At 47.3% G+C, this 20,001-nt stretch carries 18 protein-coding genes; 3 read left to right on the forward strand and 15 right to left on the reverse strand.

Translation table 11 applies throughout. The features are described 5' to 3' along the window. Positions 1-34: 34 nt before the first annotated feature. The 5 genes from F7D73_RS15465 to kdsB all read right to left on the reverse strand — a co-directional run bounded on the left by F7D73_RS15465 (position 35) and on the right by kdsB (position 6,990). Positions 35-2,059, reverse strand: coding sequence for a DUF5686 family protein (locus F7D73_RS15465; protein ID WP_153126163.1), 2,025 nt, complete (start codon positions 2,057-2,059; stop codon positions 35-37). A gap of 75 nt (positions 2,060-2,134) precedes the next feature. Next, positions 2,135-3,010: a sigma-70 family RNA polymerase sigma factor gene (locus F7D73_RS15470; protein WP_153126164.1), complete on the reverse strand. Its 876-nt coding sequence runs from the start codon at positions 3,008-3,010 to the stop codon at positions 2,135-2,137. Positions 3,011-3,104: 94 nt separating this feature from the next. Continuing rightward, positions 3,105-4,787, reverse strand: a complete 1,683-nt coding sequence (locus F7D73_RS15475; RefSeq protein ID WP_228117771.1) for a GH25 family lysozyme — start codon at positions 4,785-4,787, stop codon at positions 3,105-3,107. Continuing rightward, positions 4,774-6,174, reverse strand: a complete 1,401-nt coding sequence (gene tilS / locus F7D73_RS15480) for a tRNA lysidine(34) synthetase TilS (RefSeq protein ID WP_153126166.1) — start codon at positions 6,172-6,174, stop codon at positions 4,774-4,776. The genes F7D73_RS15475 and tilS overlap by 14 nt, the downstream gene beginning before the upstream one ends. Before the next feature lie 69 nt (positions 6,175-6,243). Further along, complete coding sequence (gene kdsB, locus F7D73_RS15485) at positions 6,244-6,990, reverse strand: 3-deoxy-manno-octulosonate cytidylyltransferase (RefSeq protein ID WP_153126168.1); 747 nt, start codon at positions 6,988-6,990, stop codon at positions 6,244-6,246. Positions 6,991-7,240: 250 nt separating this feature from the next. Between kdsB and hrpB the strand changes: the two genes are divergently transcribed. After that, on the forward strand, positions 7,241-9,820 hold the full coding sequence (gene hrpB / locus F7D73_RS15490; RefSeq protein WP_153126170.1) for an ATP-dependent helicase HrpB: 2,580 nt from the start codon (positions 7,241-7,243) through the stop codon (positions 9,818-9,820). 110 nt (positions 9,821-9,930) lie between these two features. On the opposite strand, the gene F7D73_RS15495 is transcribed toward hrpB, so the two are convergent. The 10 genes from F7D73_RS15495 to F7D73_RS15540 all read right to left on the reverse strand — a co-directional run bounded on the left by F7D73_RS15495 (position 9,931) and on the right by F7D73_RS15540 (position 17,969). Beyond that, a complete protein-coding gene (locus F7D73_RS15495; RefSeq protein WP_006849046.1) occupies positions 9,931-10,089 on the reverse strand; it encodes a DUF4295 domain-containing protein in 159 nt (52 codons plus the stop codon). Between the two features lie 45 nt (positions 10,090-10,134). Then, positions 10,135-10,323: a 50S ribosomal protein L33 gene (rpmG, locus tag F7D73_RS15500; protein WP_006849045.1), complete on the reverse strand. Its 189-nt coding sequence runs from the start codon at positions 10,321-10,323 to the stop codon at positions 10,135-10,137. A 5-nt stretch (positions 10,324-10,328) separates the two neighbouring features. Continuing rightward, entirely contained in the window at positions 10,329-10,592 is a 264-nt protein-coding gene (rpmB, locus tag F7D73_RS15505) for a 50S ribosomal protein L28 (RefSeq protein WP_006849044.1), read from the reverse strand. A 147-nt stretch (positions 10,593-10,739) separates the two neighbouring features. Then, on the reverse strand, positions 10,740-11,252 hold the full coding sequence (locus F7D73_RS15510; RefSeq protein ID WP_153126172.1) for a CinA family protein: 513 nt from the start codon (positions 11,250-11,252) through the stop codon (positions 10,740-10,742). 27 nt (positions 11,253-11,279) lie between these two features. Beyond that, positions 11,280-12,314 carry a tRNA (adenosine(37)-N6)-threonylcarbamoyltransferase complex transferase subunit TsaD gene (gene tsaD / locus F7D73_RS15515; RefSeq protein ID WP_153126174.1) on the reverse strand — a complete coding sequence of 345 codons (1,035 nt, stop codon included), beginning with the start codon at positions 12,312-12,314 and terminating at the stop codon, positions 11,280-11,282. A 27-nt stretch (positions 12,315-12,341) separates the two neighbouring features. Beyond that, on the reverse strand, positions 12,342-13,202 hold the full coding sequence (gene map / locus F7D73_RS15520; RefSeq protein ID WP_153126176.1) for a type I methionyl aminopeptidase: 861 nt from the start codon (positions 13,200-13,202) through the stop codon (positions 12,342-12,344). 134 nt (positions 13,203-13,336) lie between these two features. Beyond that, positions 13,337-13,957 (reverse strand): HAD family hydrolase, encoded by a 621-nt coding sequence (locus F7D73_RS15525; protein ID WP_153126178.1) that lies wholly within the window; start codon positions 13,955-13,957, stop codon positions 13,337-13,339. 32 nt (positions 13,958-13,989) lie between these two features. Then, positions 13,990-16,794, reverse strand: coding sequence for a methionine synthase (gene metH / locus F7D73_RS15530; protein WP_153126180.1), 2,805 nt, complete (start codon positions 16,792-16,794; stop codon positions 13,990-13,992). 125 nt (positions 16,795-16,919) lie between these two features. Continuing rightward, positions 16,920-17,399 carry an SsrA-binding protein SmpB gene (gene smpB, locus F7D73_RS15535; protein ID WP_153126182.1) on the reverse strand — a complete coding sequence of 160 codons (480 nt, stop codon included), beginning with the start codon at positions 17,397-17,399 and terminating at the stop codon, positions 16,920-16,922. Positions 17,400-17,465: 66 nt separating this feature from the next. Further along, entirely contained in the window at positions 17,466-17,969 is a 504-nt protein-coding gene (locus tag F7D73_RS15540) for a DMP19 family protein (protein WP_153126184.1), read from the reverse strand. Between the two features lie 242 nt (positions 17,970-18,211). Between F7D73_RS15540 and F7D73_RS15545 the strand changes: the two genes are divergently transcribed. Together F7D73_RS15545 and F7D73_RS15550 are read left to right on the forward strand one after the other, a co-directional pair. Then, positions 18,212-18,913 carry an iron-sulfur cluster assembly scaffold protein gene (locus tag F7D73_RS15545; protein WP_006849036.1) on the forward strand — a complete coding sequence of 234 codons (702 nt, stop codon included), beginning with the start codon at positions 18,212-18,214 and terminating at the stop codon, positions 18,911-18,913. A 15-nt stretch (positions 18,914-18,928) separates the two neighbouring features. After that, entirely contained in the window at positions 18,929-19,942 is a 1,014-nt protein-coding gene (locus tag F7D73_RS15550; RefSeq protein ID WP_022121816.1) for a GGGtGRT protein, read from the forward strand. The last annotated feature ends 59 nt before the right edge of the window (positions 19,943-20,001 follow it).

Below are 20,001 nucleotides of genomic sequence, written 5' to 3' on the forward strand. Positions count from 1 at the left end.
TTGAATTTTATCTTATTTTTAAGTTTTAAACAGTTTACCAGTTTCTGAACAGTTCGAAACCGAAGCGACAACCGATACCATCAAATGAGGCATTATGGAATGCTGCGAAGACACCCAAAGTCATCAGTCGGGTAGTAACTCCATATCCTAATTCCGAATAAGGATGCAGATGACGGACAACAAGGGAACTGATGTACAGCCTTTCCTTCTCTATGAATCTTCCTATCAGCGGGACCCATGCCACAGCCAGCATCGGAGCTTCGTATGTAAAATTGGTGCGGGCGTAATAATCGCTGGCATTATACCATTGAGAACTGAGCAGTTCGAACTCTCCGCTCCAGTCATCATTCCAGCCTCCAGGTATGTTATTGTCATGGAAATTTGTGTAGTCTACAAAATCCCAATGATCGCCTTTCTTGGTATAGAAGCCCGTACCCACTCTAAGCGAGTAGGAGCGGCGACGGGAGGAATAGAAAATACTCTGAGCATCCATTTCTACCCGTTCATATTCGATATTGGAGCCAAAGAGACCCTTGATTCCACGTTCATAGTCCAGAGTGAGAATGGGGCCACGCTTTCCTTTAGGCGACCATTGTATGCCAATGGCTGGGGCGGACGACTTATAGCTTGAAGGATAGCCGTGGGATGTATAAAACGTCGGATTTACAGCCAGACGCTTATGGTTAACAAGACCCACCTCAAATGCCAGATGCTGGTTGAAACGCCAATGGTTGGTTATCTTCAGATAATCGTTCTTGAACTCATAATTGCTGATGGTATCTGTCGGCGTATCCATATCAACAAACTTCCGTGCCACCCGATTGGTTGTGATATGGTTGCCATTACCCATTTCTGCCTTGAGATAACCTTCATGAAGGTTGTTATATCTAAAGATAAAAGGCAAGCGGAAATAGAAACGATGCTGTCTCATACTATATCCACCCTTGAATTGCAAACTGAGCAGAAAGTTGTGGTCAAAAGCATATTGCGTTCTCAGGTCGAACTTATATACCAATCCCTTGCGTTCAGAGTAACCCATATAGAGCGGATTAAAGATAGGACTCAGCTTGAAATAGCCCTGATTTTCCTTACCGAAATCTTGAGAAATACGGTTCAGCATATTATCGCCTACCATATCCCAAAGTACATTTTTTACAAAATCATTTTCCTTATGAGCTAAAGTATCCTTGATGTTCTTGTAGTAAGATTGATAAAGACTCTCTTCGTCCAGGTTTAATTCCTCCGGTCTCACTCTTGCCATGATAGCCGTATCAGATAATTGCTTGAGCGAATCAGCCTGTAAATCGGGCAAATCATATACCGTAACATATCTTCCAACAATCTTATTGCCAAGGAACCGGAAATTTGCTCTCATATCACATCTTTTTGGAACCAGCGACTTAAAGCCTTCCGCTCCCATCTTCACAGAGATGAAGAAGCGGGTCATATCATATTCACCTTCAAAATCAACCATACTGATTTTTCCGGTCTTGCTGTCAACAATCGCCCTGGTAAGAACCGTCTGCGTATTCCTGATTCTTGGATAAGCGTAAACCTGAGCCATGCCAAAGGGGAGAGGAGTGACCGAATACTTGTAATACATCCGATTGGACCGATGGAAAGGGGAGAGGATGTTCTCCTGAAAGAGATTTTCTTCATACACATTTGGAGTCATGTATCTCAACGCCTGTTCCATCGTTCGACTCCTGTGCGGAATGGTACTGATGCCAAAAATGCGCTTGTTTATCAACTGACCATTAGCATCATGACTCATCCGGTTGTAATACTCGCTGATGAACTTTCTTCCACCTCCGTGAGCCACAGCATACATGGTTGGAACGAGCATGAGCAGGGCATTACGCCGATTTGTACGAAGTTGGAATTTTGTATATGCGCAAGAGGTATGAGCCGCTCTGCCGGTAGTATCTACAGTCTGGGCATATTGAAATATCAAATGCATCACCGAATCAGCATAGGCGTCTTTCGGTGACGATCTTCTGGCACAAGCCCAACAAGGCAGCAGCGTGAAGAACAAGAGGCATAATAGATATTTCTTCATACAAATAAAAAATCGGGAACAGAACAGTCTGTACCCGATTGCAAAGTTAACTATATCTGCGCAAATATCCAAATTTTAACCTAGATATTTTGCAAGAATTTTTATATTTCCGGATTCACGCAACTTTGTAATGCTTTTTTCGCGTATTTGGCGAACACGTTCACGCGTCAATCCCATCTTGTCGCCAATCTCTTCCAAACCCTTTTCGGTTTCTCCGATGCCATAGCATGCACACAGGATTTTGCGTTCTCTTTCCTTCAAGACCTTATCAAGAACAGCTCTCAATTCCTGAGCCATACTTTCATGATCAACGCCTTTGTCTGTACGGCTATCATCACCACTCGACATCACATCAACCATGGCATTATCGTCATCATCAGATCCGAATGGGGCATCAATACTTACATGATGACCACTCGCCATCATGCTCTGGGCTATCTTGTCTTCGTCAACGCCCGTTCTATCAGAAATTTCCTGCACGCTTGGCCTACGCAGATTCTCCTGTTCGAACTTGTTGATTTCCTGATTTACCTTATTCAGTGAACCTACCTGGTTGAGAGGCAGTCTGACGATACGACTCTGTTCAGCTATAGCCTGCAAAATACTCTGACGAACCCACCATACCGCATAGGATATAAACTTAAAACCTCTCGTTTCATCAAATCGTTCAGCCGCCTTGATAAGTCCGATGTTGCCTTCATCAATCAAGTCGGTAAGTGTCAATCCCTGATGCTGGTATTGTTTAGCTACAGACACCACAAAGCGCAGGTTGGCTTCTACCAATCTATTCTTAGCTCTTTCGCCAGCTCTACCTCCCTTACGGATAATCTGAGCCAGTTCTATTTCCTCATCGATAGAAATCATGGGCGCACGACCTATCTCAACAAGATACTTGTCGAGCGCCTCACTATTACGATTTGTTATACTTTTCTGTATCTTAAGTTGTCTCATATCTGCTATATTTTCTTTTAGTTACACCCATTTAAGTGCGAATATAGCAAAAAAATCGATACGTTGTTACTTTTGATAACTTACTTTAACATAATTATTTAACTGTCTCATTCTGAGAGAATTTCATAAAGGCGTCTTTATAGCCATTAAAAACATTGATATCTACCTCGCCTCGGATGCCTGCCACACGTCCATCTGGACAGAGCTGCCAGTAAACAAGATGAATGTCTGGCTTATATTCTCCATACCTTGCTATCCATACCAGATAGTTATGTTTAAGGTCCGGAGCCATTGATAGATAGCGGTTTACGAATATCTGACTGATGTAGAGTATCGGCTTGGTACCCGTAGCTCTCTCCACGATTCTTAGCCATGTTCTTACCCGGCTGAAGAGCACACCTACACCACCCATTTTTCTGATCTGGCTGGGCAGAGGCTCCACATCCAGCACTGGTGGAAAGTCGCCTTTGCGTATATAGCTGTGCTTCAGAAAATAATGCGCCTGCTGGGCTGCTGGCGAAATTGTACTGAAGAAGTGGTAACTGCCAACCTTGAATCCATGAGCCTTGGCTGCCAGATAGTCCTTCCTGTAATAGGGATTCAATAGCGAGGCACCTTCCGTACTCTTAATATAGATGTAGCGGATAGGGAAGTTGACTGCTCCAGATACCGTTTTCTTACTCAGTCTACCCAGATGCGTGATGCGCAGACGGTCCCAGTATATTGGATATTTCTTTCTTCCTTTTCCATGTTGATATTTGGAGATGTCGATACCATAGATACGCTCGGAAGTATAGACCAGTCGCTCTCCTTTATATCTGTCATTTTTCCATTCACCTACGCGAAGTGGCTTTCTAGGAGCGATGCTGAATCCCCAGCCTTGTCGGACTCCATTCTGCCATTCTCCTTCATAGTATGTTCCGTCATAAGCCTGCCATCTGCCATATCCGTTTGCTTGATAAAGACTGTCAAACGACCCTTTATAGTAGCCGAGCGAATCCGGTTTCAGCTTATAGTTGATAGAACGGCGAAGGGTAGTTCCATGTGTCTTGGCAAGCGATGAGGCAAGGCGAGGAGAGAGTGCGGCAACACCATCCGGAGTCGTTTCTGAAGTTAACTGGAAGAGATGAAGACCAGCCGTATTCCTGCCGTCCATGGCTTTCAAAAGTTCACAAGATTCGCTAGTCCACTTGCCATCTGCCTGTCTGAAAAACGCCTTGTAACTAATGCAGCGCACCAGTTTCACATGTCCTTTCTTTCGAATTTGTTTCAGTGAATCAAGCATTTTTCTTGCAGAATCTCTTAAGATGATTTCCCGCTGAGTATAGCCGCTTATTGGGTTATATCCGAGGTCTTGAACGGAGTGAGAATGTAAATAATAATTCAACTCTCCAACCTTCCATTTTGAGTCAGTATATACGCTATCAAGCGAATCAACTTTTTCTTTCAGGAGAGTATCTGCATCCACCTTCTGATAGCGGTTTTTACTGATGCTGCTATTGTATGCAGCAGCCAGTCTGCCCCCACACGAAGGTATGAGAGTCCATCGGTTCATAAAGTTGGCTGCCAGGCTTACCGTATCCTCATCAAAGCATAAGACCAGCTTGCCGTCTTGTCTCAGTTCGTAATGCGAATAAGCCTTGATAGTGGCTCTTGCCGCCATTACTCTCTCTCTGCTGGGATTGAGACAGTAATATATCCAATATCCCAGCGCTGCTAATACGACTACCAACAGGGCTCCAGCAATGCTGAAGCCCTTGATTCTATTGTTTTTCATTATTCTGCACAAGTTCTATTTCCAAAATTATTTGGGTTTGATCTGTTATCTTGCTCCTGTCAGAAGTTCTTTCACCTACCAGCCATATGATTTCGCCCTGGCTGTCGGTAATGACATGTTGCCCCATCTTCTGTACCACATTCCGCTTGCGGTCGGTAAGATAATCGCTTACCAATTTACTTCCTTTCATACCGAAAGGGTAGAACCGGTCACCCTTTTCGCATAGGCGATAGGTTAGTGGAAAACTTACTTTATCTGCATCAAGCGTTATCAGATGACTGCTCTTGCTTGGAGTGAAGTCAGCAGTCCGTGGATAGCAATGAAGTTTTATCTTCAAGCTTTTTCCTAAGTTGTAATTACCTTCTTCCGGCAAGCGGAACGGGCGTTCACTCTGAATGGTATCCAAATCAGCCAAAGCCGTAACCAACAATTGATTTCTATCGATGGCAACCATATAACTGCCATTCTTCCAGAGCTTTCCCACGCCACCGTCCTTGGCAACCAGACTCTCATAAATATCATCAATCACATCACCATGAAAGCCATATTTTCCCAGTTCGCTGTGAAGCATGAATTCAGGAGAAGGAGCTTTCATGATGGGTTGCTTCTGCAGGCAAATCACATGCTCATCTGCCGAGCCTTCATTGCAAAAGTCCTTGACGCCTGCATCAGCTCTATCATGATTCATCAATCCCTCCAGCATCGTTTTCGCCTGCCTCAGATATTTTGCAGTCTGGTCGATGTTCTCCTTGGCAGCCGGATTGATTGTTTCGAGTAATGGAATCACGTGATGGCGGATTCTATTGCGCAGAGCATCATCCTCCAGATTGGTAGAATCGGTTACATAATCCTGCCCTTGCAACTGGAGATAGTCTAGAATATCCTGACGGCTGATGCAGAGTAGGGGGCGCAGGATGTTTCCATTTTTGGGAGCAATGCCAGCCAGTCCGTCCACGCCACTGCCTCTGAGCAGGTTAAGAATAACTGTTTCTACGTTGTCATCCCGGTGATGAGCCACACAGATGCCATCGGCTTCAATATCCTTAGCCAGTTGGGCAAAATATCGATAACGCAGGTCGCGGGCAGCCATCTCGATGCTCACTTTGTGCTGACAGGCGTAAAACTGAGTATCAAAATGAATGCGATGCAACGTTATACCAAGTCTTTCGCAAAGATTGACGCAGAATTGTTCATCGCGCTCGCTCTCTTCACCACGCAGATGAAAATTGCAATGGGCAGCGCTTACGCTCACTCCCAGTTGTTGCAAGATTAAGAGCAACGCCACGCTGTCGGCTCCACCTGATAGGGCAACTATATATCTGCCACGACTTTTAAAAAGATTGTGGTGGATGATGTATTTCCTGACGATAGACTCTATCTTGTTCATTGCCTTGATACTTTACCTGATTATTTATATACTTGATACTTAACCTATTATATAATAGGTAATATTGTTTTATTCCGCCTGCTCCTTGAGAAATTCCTCAGCTCTCTGCAAGTCTTCCGGGGTATCGATACCTACGGTCTCTACGTCTGTAGTTCCCACCTTAATCTTATAACCGTTCTGCAACCATCTGAGCTGCTCCAGACTCTCCGCAATCTCCAGCGAACTCTGTGGCAACTGGGTCACTTCTCTGAGCACTTCCTTGCGATAGGCATAGATGCCCAGGTGCTTGAGATAAGGGAAATGGCTAAGCCAATCCTTGCGTTCCTTGCCACGAACGTAAGGAATTACGCTGCGCGAGAAGTAGAGAGCAAAGCCCTGATTGCTGACAGCAATCTTTGGACTATTTGGATTCTCAACAGCTTCCATCGAGGTGAAAGCCTTGCCCAATGTAGCAATCTGAGTGGTTGGGTCGTCGAAGCAATGACAGATGGTATCCAGCTGACTCTTAGCAACAAAAGGTTCATCTCCCTGAACGTTTACGATAACGTCCCAATCGCCGCCAATCTTCTCGATAGCTTCTTCGATGCGGTCGGTACCGCTCTTATGGTCGGTGCGGGTCATGACAGCCTTGCCGCCAAATGCTTCAACAGCCTTGAAGATGCGTTCGTCGTCAGTAGCAACGTATGCTTCTTCCAGTACTGCAGCCACTTTTTCATAAACATGCTGTATAACTGGCTTGCCGCCCAACATGGCGAGAGGCTTGCCAGGGAAACGCGTAGAGGCGTATCTTGCTGGTATAATTCCTATGAATTTCATAATCTTATTCTCTTTATTTTTATTGTCAACGCTTATATGTTTATTACGAACGCAAAAGTACAATATTATTTTGTATTGACCAAATTATTTTATGCAAATTATACTTTCCGAAAACGTCTATTTATCATAATACACGTTAATATTTTAAGATAGAGATAATATAAAGTAATAAAAAAAAACAAAACCAATATGTTATTTACGGATTTCTTTGTACCTTTGCAGAAAGTAATTTTAGATTAGTATAAACGATATGAACACTGATAGACTTTTCAGTCAGGCAGGAAATTTGCCTGCATACCAGATTGCCGATGCAGTCAATCAGAAATTGGCGGAATCATCCAATCTCGTCATTACTGCGCCACCTGGAGCCGGCAAATCAACCTTGCTGCCACTTACCATTCTCAACGCATGCAATGGCAAGATTCTCATGTTGGAACCGCGCCGGCTGGCTGCTCGTCAGATAGCTGAACGAATGGCCAGTATTTTGGGCGAATCTGTTGGCAAGACGGTTGGCTATCGCGTACGCTTCGAAAATAAGACGTCTAAAGATACTCGCATCGAAGTTCTCACTGAAGGAATCCTCACGCGTATGCTGGTGAATGATCCCACGTTGGATGGCGTCAGCATCGTCATCTTTGACGAATTTCATGAGCGAAGTATCAATTCAGATCTGGCGCTTGCCTTGACCCGACAAGCTCAGGAGATTATCCGACCTGATTTAAAGATGGTTATCATGTCTGCAACGATTGATACAACCGCCATTTGCCAAACGCTCCGGGCACCACTCATAGAAAGCCAAGGTAAGATGTTTCCGGTAGAAACCGTCTATGCAGCCGATGATGTCAACGCATACGATATGGTTCAGGTAATGGTTGCCACGATAGTCAGGGCCCATCACGATCATCAAGGCGATATTCTGGCGTTTCTTCCTGGCCAGGGAGAAATCCTGAAATGCGAAGAAATGTTAAACGGAATAATAGCCAAGGCTGATGATTCTTCTGCTGATAATATGTGGGCAGCCACAACCGTCTATCCGCTTTACGGCAATCTCTCGCCGGAGAAGCAGCGAAGCGCCATTGCTCCCTCACAGGAAGGAAGCCGAAAAATCGTTCTTGCAACCCCTATCGCCGAAACTTCGCTTACTATTGAGGGCGTGAGAATCGTGGTTGATTCCGGACTCTGCAGAAAGCTGGTCTATGATAACCGAACCGGACTCAGCCAGCTGAAGACTGTACGAATCAGCAAGGATATGGCTACCCAGCGAAGAGGTCGTGCCGGACGAGTAGCTGAAGGTATCTGCTACCGTCTCTGGACGCAGACCTCAGAACATCTGATGGAAGATCAGCGCCGTCCAGAAATAGAAGATGCAGATCTCGCTTCAATGGTTCTGGATATTGCTGCCTTTGGAGAAAACAACCCTGAATCCCTACCCTGGTTCACTCAGCCACCTACCGCTAATCTGCTGTCAGCAAAGAGTTTACTCGTTTCTCTCAGAGCCATTCGGGAAGATGGAAGCATCACAGCTCTTGGCAAGGAAATGGCATTCCTACCCTGTCATCCACGCATTGCCCGCATGATGCTGAACAGAAATTCCGCAGCTTTGGCCTGCGATATTGCAGCGCTATTGGAAGAGAAAGACCCGATGAGCGAATCTTCTGATACGGATCTCGCCTTAAGAATCTCCATCCTTCGTTCGCAGCGCAGGAAATCGAACCTGGGAAGATGGAACCGCATCGCACAGATTGCGCAGGAATACCGCAGAATGCTCAGAATCAAGGAAGATAATGGAGAGATAGATGCTGAGGAAGTGGGCAGTCTGATAGCCCAGGCTTATCCGGAGCGCATCGCCAGGGCGGTGGATAATATTGGCAATTTCCGCATGGCAAACGGCAATACGGTCTTCATCGACAAGTCTGATGCGATGTCTGCACAGGAATGGATAGCCATCGCTTCGCTCAATTCTGCCAGCTGCAACGAATCTGCATCCGGCAAATCTGTTTCCGGCAAATCTGCTTCCGGTAACGATGCCGGTAGCAAAGGAAAGGTTTTCCTCTGCGCTCCCGTCGCTGTCAGAGACCTGCCATTTACGGAGGTTGAAAACATCTCCTGGGACAGTAAAGCAGGAATGGTGAAGATGCAGATGGAACAACGCATAGGCAAGCTGGTGATTGACAGCAAGCCGATTCAGAATGCGGATAAGCAGCAGATCATTGACATCATCTGCACCGCAGCCAGAAAAGACGGACTCAGCATGTTCGACTGGAACGAAAGCGTACAGCGCCTACAGCGACGTGTAGCGAAGGTGAGCGAATGGCATCCCGAATTGGAGATACCCGACCTTTCAACAGAAAAACTCCTATCGACCGCTGCCGACTGGCTCCCTTTCTATCTGGAGGATACAGGGCGAGTGAGGACCAGCATCAGCGAGATGAAGAAAATCAATCTTGAGGAAGCCTTGTGGGCACTCATCCCATACGATGTTCAGCAGGAGATAGAGCGCCTCGCCCCTACCCACCTCCGTGTTCCTTCGGGCAGCAACATCCGCATCGACTACCGCCAGGGCGCAGAAGCCCCTGTTCTGAGTGTGCGTCTGCAGGAATGCTTCGGAATGACAGAGACGCCGACGGTGAATGATGGTAAGCAGCCGCTGCTGATGGAGTTGCTTTCACCGGGATTCAAGCCGGTGCAGTTGACTCAGGATCTCCACAGTTTCTGGGAAGGAACCTACTTCGAAGTGCGCAAGGAGCTCAAGCGCCGATATCCGAAGCATTTCTGGCCTGAGAACCCGCTGGAAAGCGAAGCTGTAAGAGGAGTAAAGAAGAAGAAATAGAAACAAGAATATAGAAAACAAAAAAGGATTGCAAACCTCATTATGAAGTATGCAATCCTTTTTAAATTTTATATCTTCTTCAGATGAACTGAATACTCAATAGCTTGAGATTAGTCCTTGAAGAAATCCTTAACAGCCTCGTTAGGTACCATCTTCTCATCGAAAACATAAGCACCAGTCTTAGGGCTCTTAACCATCTTGATAACCTTTGTATATGCGCGACCATCCATGTTACCTTCGTGGAGGGTAGCGACCGCTTTCTTTGCCATAGTCTATTAAAATTGATAAAATTGTTTATAAACTTGTAAGCTAGCTTACTTAATCTCCTTGTGAAGAGTCATCTTCTTAAGGATTGGGTTGTACTTCATCAACTCAAGACGCTCAGGAGTGTTCTTACGATTCTTAGTAGTCACGTAACGACTTGTACCTGGCATACCACTGTTCTTATGTTCAGTGCACTCGAGGATAACCTGTACTCTATTACCTTTTGCTTTCTTTGCCATGATATTTATTCTCCTATAACTTTAATGTCCTTCCAATCTACATAGCCCTTCTTCACTGCCTGATTAAGTGCAGCGTCAAGACCTACTTTGTTAATAAGACGAAGACCAGCAGCGCTGATCTTGAGGCTAATCCAGCAACCCTCCTCTACATAGTAGAATTTCTTGCTGAAGAGGTTAACGTCAAAGCTTCTCTTTGTACGGTGCTTTGAGTGAGACACATTACAACCTAACTGTGCCTTCTTACCTGTAATTTGACAAATCTTAGACATTTCTATCTTTAATTTTCTAATTCGTTAATTATTACCTATTCCAAACAGAGTGCAAAATTACAAAATAATTCGGTAATAACAAAATAATCCCTAAAAGAACGGTGTCTTTTAAGGATTATTAATACTTTATCTGCCAAAATTAGCAATTTATGCCTCTTTTTTCAGTTCTTCTGTATGTTCCTTGAGGAAATCCAACATGCCCTTAAGCGCTGTATTTGTGGCGATTGCGAGATTGATGTCACGACCGAAATCTTCTGTGAGTTTTACCACGCGAACATCATCCTTGTTGCCATAACCTACATAGATAGTTCCCACAGGAATGGCTGGAGTACCACCTGTAGGACCAGCGCAACCTGTGGCTGAAATGGCGAAGTCTACATTCAGGGTCTTGATGGCACCCAGCACCATCTCTCTAGCCACTTCCTCGCAAACGGCAGTCTGCTCCTCCAGCACCTCATGGCTCACGCCCAGGAGATTCTCCTTCACCTCGTTGGTATAGCTTACTACGCCACCCTTGAAGTAATTGCTGGCACCTGGTAATGAGATGATTGCCTCGGCGATACGACCACCTGTGCAGCTCTCTGCTGTACCCACTGTCTTGTCACTGTTGTAGAGCATCTCCTGAATGCCCTTACTCAATATCTTTGTTTCAAATTCCATTCTGAATTAAAATATATAATGTATAACTTACTTAAACGTTACTTTAGAATAAGCTGGCAGGTCGATGGTAGCGAACTCACCGTCACGATACTTGAAAGTGCCCACGCAGCCAATCATTGCCGCATTATCGGTGGTATAGCTGAACTTAGGGATATAGATGGTCCAGCCAAAGCGCTTGGCATGATCGCGGAAGGCATTGCGGAGACCGTTGTTGGCACTCACGCCACCAGCCACAGCCACATGCTTGATGCCCGTCTGCTTCACAGCCATGCGGAGCTTCTTCATCAGGATATCCACGATGGTGAACTCAATGCTTGCAGCCAGGTCGAACTTGTTCTTCTCTACGAAGTCAGGATCCGCAGCCACCCACTTGCGCAGACTGTAGAGGAAACTGGTCTTGAAGCCGGAAAAACTGTAGTTCAAGCCAGGGATGTGAGGTTCAGAGAAGCTGAAAGCCTTCGGATTACCCTGGCGGGCATACTTGTCTACGATAGGACCACCCGGATAGCCCCACTCCAATACCTTGGCACACTTGTCGATAGCCTCGCCAGCCGCGTCGTCGATGGTCTGTCCGAGCACTTCCATGTCGTTGTAGGCGTTCACCTTCACAATCTGCGAATTTCCACCGCTCACGAGGAGACAGATGAATGGGAATGGAGGTGCACTCTGATCGTCATCGCTCTCCTTGATGAAATGTGCCATCACATGACCCTGCAGGTGGTTCACGTCAATCATCGGAATATTGAGCGAACGGGCGAAACCCTTGGCGAAGCTCACACCCACGAGGAGCGAACCCATCAATCCCGGACCACGGGTGAAGGCTACGGCAGAAAGATCTTCCTTTGTGATGCCGGCACGGGCGATGGCCTGGTCTACGACAGGAACCACATTCTGCTGATGAGCGCGTGAAGCCAGCTCAGGCACCACACCACCGTAAGCTCTGTGAACTTCCTGGGAAGCGGTCACATTGCTCAGCAATACTCCGTTCTTGAGCACTGCGGCAGAGGTATCATCGCAGCTGCTCTCTATACCTAATATATATATATCCTTTTTTTCTTCCATAATTCTATCGGGCTCAAGCCCCTTGTTTTAATGTGTAAGAATCTCCACACCGGTCTCTGTCATCACGAGGGTATGCTCCCACTGTGCAGATGGTTTCTCGTCACCGGTGATAACCTCCCATCCGTATGGATCATCAGCATCGATGAACACCTGCCAGGTTCCCATATTGATCATTGGCTCAATAGTGAATACCATACCTGGAACAAGCAGCATGCCGGTACCGCGATGACCATAGTGGAGCACTTCAGGCTCCTCATGGAAATGAATGCCTACGCCATGACCGCAAAGATCACGAACCACGCCATAGCCATACTTCTTGCAATGCTTCTCGATGGCATGGCCTATGTCGCCAACGAAGCTGTAAGGCTTGGCAGCCTCCATACCAATCTCCAGACACTCCTTAGCCACGCGTACCAGCTGCTCCTTTTCAGGAGTAGTCTTGCCGCCTACGATAAACATACGGCTGGCATCAGCATAGTAACCGTCCACGATGGTAGTCATGTCCACATTGATGATGTCGCCCTCTTCGAGAACATCCTCTTCCTTTGGAATACCATGGCAAACTACCTCGTTGATAGAAGTACAAACACTCTTAGGATAGCCCTCATAGTTGAGGCAGGCAGGAATCGCATTGTGATCCTTGCAGTACTGCATGCAAAGGTCATCGATTTCCTGTGTATTGATACCTGGACGAATCATCTCGGCTACAGCGTCGAGACAACCGGTATTGACGACGCCGCTCTTGCGGATGCCCTCAATCTGTTCAGGAGTCTTAATCAAGTCGCGGGTAGGAACCAGCTTACCCTTATTTTCCCAAAACATCACCTGCTTGTCGAGCTCAGTAAGAGGCTGTCCAGGCAAGCAATGCCATCTCTTTTTCTTAACCATTGTCTTGTTATTTTAATATTTGCGACTGCAAAAGTACATCATTTATTGCAGAATGCAAAATAAAATGGTAATTATTTGCAATTGGGCTGCAAATAATCACCATAAATTGTTACTTCAATTCGATACCCAAAACGTTACTTCAGATAATCGTAGATCTTGTCGCACCAGTCTTCCCCGTTCTGCGGACAATAGGTGAACAAGCCCAGTTCCGAGGCAGCGCAGCAGTTACGCGGACCGTCATCGATGAAGAGACATTCCTCAGGCATCGTCTGCTCCTGTCCCAGCACATAGCGGAAGAAGTTCTCGTCCGGCTTCATGTATTTCACCTCATAGCTGCGATACATCGCATCAAAATAGTCACCGATAGGATGACCGTCGCCGGAGAAAGCCTCGCTGTCTACCCAAGCCGATACGTAGGGATTGGTATTGCTGAGGAGCACCACGCGATAGCCCTGTTCCTTCAGTTTTCTGAGCGCCATGAGATTGCGGGCTGGCACCTCTTTCATATAGCCCAGCCAGCAGTGCTGCAGCTCTTCGAAGCTCACCTCTCTGCCCAGCTTTTCGCTCACCATCCGGCGATATTCTTCTTCAGAGATTTTTCCCTCTTCCAGCTGACCGTTCAAGCCCACCTGCTTGTAGGGGTCCATCTTTTCGGCAAACTCCTTCATTCCCAACTCAACAAAGCGTTTGCCTGCCTTATTCTCGTCGAGGGTGATGATAACGCCACCCATATCAAAAATAACTGTCTTGATCATAATTATCCTAAAAACATTTGTATTCTTATCTTTTAGAACAGCTCCAGCTTGTTCTTTCTTGCTTCTTCAAGCGATGCTATCTTAGCCTGCTGCTCATGATATTCGTTGCGGAGGCGCTCATAGCGCTCATCCAGCTCTGCCACGAACTTAGGGCATTCGGTCTCATTGAGGAAACGGGTGCAGATGCCGGCATTGAGCGAAGCATCCTTCACCCAGATAACCGGACCGTCATATACCGGGGCTATCTTCAGCGCCACATGAAGCTCGCTCGTCGTGGCTCCACCCACCATGATAGGGATGCGGAGACCCGCCTTCTGCATTTCCTTCGCCACATGCACCATCTCCTCGAGCGATGGCGTAATCAGGCCGCTCAGTCCGATGGCATCCACCTTTTCCTCTATCGCCTTCTTCACGATCTGTTCGGCAGGAACCATGACGCCCAGATCGATGATGTCGAAGTTGTTGCACGACATCACAACGCATACGATGTTCTTGCCGATGTCGTGGACATCTCCCTTCACCGTAGCCATCAGTATCTTGCCAGCCGAGGTACTGCCACCCTGTTTCTCTGCCTCGATATGAGGCTGGAGGATAGAAACAGCCGATTTCATCGTACGTGCGGTCTTCACCACCTGCGGCAGGAACATCTCACCCCTGCCGAAGAGTTCGCCAACAAGGTTCATACCGTCCATCAGCGGACCCTCAATAACGTTCACCGCATGCGGATACTTCTGCAACGCTTCGTCGATATCCGGCTGCAGGAACTCGGTGATGCCCTTCTGCAGCGCATACTTCAAACGCTCCTCAACCGGCTGTTTTCTCCATTCCGGAGCCGCCGGCTTCTTCACCGGAGCGCCACCAGCCTTGGCAGCTGCCTTGGCTGCATCTGCCTTCGCCTTGATTTCGGCCGCCAGCTCGATAAGGTCATCAGCAGCACCCTTTCTGCGGTTCAGCACCACGTCCTCGATGAGTTCAAGCTGTTCTTTAGGTATCTTGTCGTAATCCATTCTCGCCTTGGCATTTACGATACCGAAGTCCATGCCCACTTTCTGGGCGTGATGCAGGAAGACGCAATGGATGGCTTCACGGATATAGGTGTTGCCTCGGAATGAGAACGAGAGGTTACTGACACCACCGCTCACGTGGGCCCCAGGCAGATTCTGATGAATCCACTCGGTGGCACGGATGAATTCCACGGCATAGTTGTCGTGCTCCTCCATACCCGTAGCAATGGCGAGTACGTTAGGGTCAAAGATGATGTCGAGCGGATTCATGCCCAGCTTGTCCACCAGCAGTCGGTAAGCACGCTCGGCTATCTCGATGCGGCGCTCAAAGGTAGTTGCCTGACCCACTTCATCGAAGCACATCACCACCACGGCAGCGCCATATCGCATCACGTCCCTGGCATGCGAGAGGAATACCTCCTCACCCTCCTTCAGCGAGATGGAATTGACGATGCACTTGCCCTGGCAGCATTTCAGTCCAGCCAGGATCACCTCCCATTTAGAGGAGTCTATCATCACCGGAACCTTGGCTATCTCCGGCTCAGCCGCTATCATATTGAGGAAGTTCACCATCTCAGCCTTCGCATCCAGCAGTCCGTCGTCCATATTGACGTCTACCACGGCAGCTCCGTCAGCCACCTGCTTGCGTGCGATACCGATGGCTTCCTCATAACCTTTTTCATTAATCAAACGCAGGAACTTCCTGCTACCAGCCACGTTACAGCGCTCACCCACGTTCACGAACCTGCTGGCGTCCACCGGCAGATGAACGGAATCATCGACCTGCAGAAGGTCCAGCCCCGAGAGCCACATATACTTAGGCTTCTCCACCACCTGATGCGGCTTCTTTCCTTCAGCCAATCGGGCATAATGAGCGATAAATTCGGGACTTGTGCCACAGCAGCCGCCGATGATGTTCACGATGCCTTCATCGATGAATTCGGCGATTTTCGGAGCCATCGACTCAGCCGTCTCATCATATTCACCCATTTCGTTAGGCAGGCCGGCATTAGGATGGGCACTGATATAATAAGGTGCCACCTTGGCAAGATGCTCGATAAACGGCTTCATCTGAGGCGCACCGAAGGCGCAGTTCATGCCCACGGAGAAGATAGGATAAGGCGAGAGCGAGGCTAGGAAAGCATCCACCGTCTGACCGCTCAGGGTTCTGCCAGCCAGGTCGCTCACCGTCAGACTGATCATGATAGGCAGCTCCACCCCATGTTTCTTCATCATGGTGATGGCAGCATCAATCATCGCCTTGCAGTTGAGCGTATCAAAGATGGTTTCGATGAGAATCACGTCCGCACCACCCTCTATGAGACCATCCACCTGTTCGCAGACATCGGTGAAGAGTTCATCGTATGTAATCTCGCGGGCGGCAGGGTTGCTGACGTCCGGACTCATGGAGCAAGTCTTGTTGGTTGGTCCCACGTCTCCGGCAACGAAGCGTGGCTTGTCGGGTGTAGAAAACTTATCACATTCGATGCGCGCCAGCCGTGCGCCCTCGAACGCCATTTCTCGTGCGCAGTCTTCCAGGTGATAATCAGCCTGCGAGATGCGCTGGCACGAGAAGGTATTGGCTGTGATGATATCAGCACCAGCCTCCAGGTAACGTCGGTAGATGTCCGAGATGACATCAGGTCGGGTAATATTGAGCATGTCGTTGTTGCCCTTCATCATTCCCGGCACATCGCGGAACCGCTCGCCACGGAAGTCGTCCTCGGTCAGATTATATTTCTGAATCTCCGTACCCATGGCACCGTCAAGAATCAGAATCTTCTTTTCACATTGAGCTTTAAACTTTGAACTTTGAACTTTATGATTTGTCATATTATCCTAAAAACTTAAATAATGAAGAGTATTTAAACATCGAGAAAAGAACCGCCCGAAATGACTAACATCATTAAAAGATGCATTTCATAAAGTTCAACGTTCAAATCTCAACGTTCAAAGTCTTAAAAGTGCTTTATGGCTCTATCCATTTCTCTTCTGTCCTCTTTCTCCTTCAGGGTCTGACGCTTGTCATACTCCTTCTTACCCTTGCAGAGAGCGATATCCACCTTGGCACGGCCCTTGTCATCGATGAAGATGAGCGTAGGGACGATGGTGAAGCCCGGCTGCTTGCTGTCCTCCTCCAGTCGGCGCAGTTCGCGCTTGGTAAGGAGCAGCTTGCGGTCTCTGCGCGCCTCGTGGTTGCCGAACGAGCCGTAGAAGTAAGGAGAGATGTTCATTCCCTTCACCCAGAGCTCGCCCTGATAGAAATCGCAGTAGCAGTCTACCAGCGATGCCTTACCGCCACGGATAGACTTAATCTCAGTACCCGTGAGCACGATGCCCGCGGTATAGGTGTCAACGAAGAAGTATTCGAACGAAGCCTTCTTGTTGCGTATCTGTATCGGACTCTTCTTTCGGAGTTCCTGTTCTTGCTTGTTCATATATATAATAATGTATAATTTATAATGAATAATGAATAATGAAAAATAATCACTAATCAATAATCACTACTCGATAGTAGCGAAGTTCTCGATATGCTCATCGATGTAGAACGCCACCTTGCTGGTCCATTCCTCCTCATTTTCAACGAATTCATCGTCGAAATCATCAAATTCCGGAAACTTCTCGTAGAGCGCCATGAATTCCTCATCGCTCATCTCGCCCTCAATATCCTCATGATGGCTCTTATATAGGAAATGGCTCTTCTTGATGAGCTTCGACAGCTCCACCAGCCCCCAGTTGCGGAACGCCTTGTCCGTAGGATTCTTCCATAGGAAGGCGCCATAGCCGTTGTGGATGAGCTGTATCATGCCCCCATCCATCATCTCCTCGTGCAGGGTGTCCCACGCCAGGAGCGTAATCTGGTCGCTGTTCAGCTCAGCCATGTTCTGGGCAGTAAGCTCCCCGCCTATCGCCTCCCGGATGGCATCTACAAACGCCTTCACAAAATCGTCCATGCCCGCTTCGGCAGCCTGCTGAAGCACGGCATCCTTTATCTTAACTTCGATCATAATCTACAAAAATTGCTATTTTTAGTTTGCAAAGATACATGAAATTGTGCATAAACCCAAGAAAAAATCTAAATATTAGGTTAAAGAGTTAAAAAGAATACTCATTTTTAGGTATTTTCCGGATTTTTTTTGTACTTTTGTGGTCGGAAATCATGTCGTAAGACAGATGTTTCAGCAAACAAAGTGAAATCACTATAAGGATTTATACTTATATATATTCATTAATATAAAATTTAGCGAATATGATCTATTCTAAAGAAGTAGACAACATGTGCGTTGTCGCTAAGGGTCCTAACCACGGACCAGCTCCAATTCCTGAAGAGGGAAAATGGATTCAGGCAAAAGAGATCAAAGACATCTCTGGTTATACTCACGGTGTGGGTTGGTGTGCTCCTCAGCAGGGTGCTTGCAAGCTCTCTTTGAACATCAAGGAAGGCGTTATTCAGGAAGCTCTTGTTGAGACCATCGGTTGTACTGGTATGACTCACTCAGCTGCTATGGCTTCTGAGATTCTCCCAGGCAAGACTATTCTTGAGGCTTTGAACACTGACCTCGTTTGCGATGCTATCAATACAGCTATGCGCGAGCTCTTCCTCCAGATTGTTTACGGTCGTAGCCAGAGCGCTTTCTCTGAGGGCGGTCTCGTTATCGGTGCAGGTCTTGAGGACTTGGGTAAGGGTCTTCGTTCACAGACAGGTACTCTCTATGGTACTGTAGCTAAGGGTACACGTTACCTCGAGTTGACAGAGGGTTACATCACAAAGCAGTTCCTCGACAAGGACAGCCAGGTTTGTGGTTACGAGTATGTTCACCTCGGCAAGATGATGGAAGCTATCAAGAACGGTATGGACGCTAACGAGGCTGTCAAGAAGTTCACAGGTAGCTACGGTCGTACAACTGCTGAGCAGGGTGTTGTTAAAGCTATTGATCCACGTAAAGAATAATAAGGAGATACAGATATGATTAGAAAAGTAAGTTACGAAAGTCAGGAACGTCGCGAGAAGCAGGTTCTTGCTGCTCTTAATGCTAACGGTATCAAGAGCTTGGAAGAGGCTAATCAAATCTGCGAGGACGCAGGTGTTGACCCTTATCAGATGTGTGAAGATACTCAGCGTATCTGCTTCGAGAACGCTAAGTGGGCGTATGTAGCTGGTGCTGCTATCGCTATCAAGAAAGGTGTTAAGACTGCTGCTGATGCAGCTGAGGCTATCGGTATCGGTTTGCAGGCTTTCTGCATCCCAGGTTCTGTAGCTGACGACCGTAAGGTTGGTCTTGGTCACGGTAACTTGGCTGCTCGTTTGCTCCGTGAGGAGACTCAGTGCTTCGCTTTCTTGGCTGGTCACGAGTCTTTCGCTGCTGCTGAGGGTGCTATCAAGATTGCTGAGATGGCTAACAAGGTTCGCAAGAACCCATTGCGCGTTATCTTGAACGGTCTTGGTAAGGATGCTGCTCAGATCATCAGCCGCATCAACGGTTTCACATACGTTCAGACAAAGTTTGATTACTACACAGGTGAGTTGAAGGTTGTTAACCGCATCGCTTACAGCGACGGTCCACGTGCTAAGGTTAACTGCTATGGCGCTGACGACGTTCGCGAGGGTGTTGCTATCAACTGGAGCGAGGATGTAGACGTATCAATCACTGGTAACTCTACAAACCCTACACGTTTCCAGCACCCAGTAGCTGGTACATACAAGAAGGAGCGTATTGCTGCTGGTAAGCCATACTTCTCAGTAGCTTCTGGTGGTGGTACAGGTCGTACATTGCACCCAGATAACATGGCTGCAGGTCCTGCTTCTTACGGTATGACTGATACAATGGGTCGTATGCACTCAGACGCTCAGTTCGCAGGTTCTTCTTCAGTTCCTGCTCACGTAGAGATGATGGGCTTCCTCGGTATGGGTAACAACCCTATGGTAGGTGCTACTGTAGCTATCGCTGTAGCTATCGACCTCGCTATCAACAAGAAGTAATTTTCTTTGAGATAACAAAAAGATAAGTATAAATGTTGAGGGTGTGTCATTCAGAATGG

It is taken from the genome of Segatella copri, assembly GCF_009494395.1.
In the GTDB taxonomy this organism is placed as follows: Bacteria; Bacteroidota; Bacteroidia; order Bacteroidales; family Bacteroidaceae; genus Prevotella.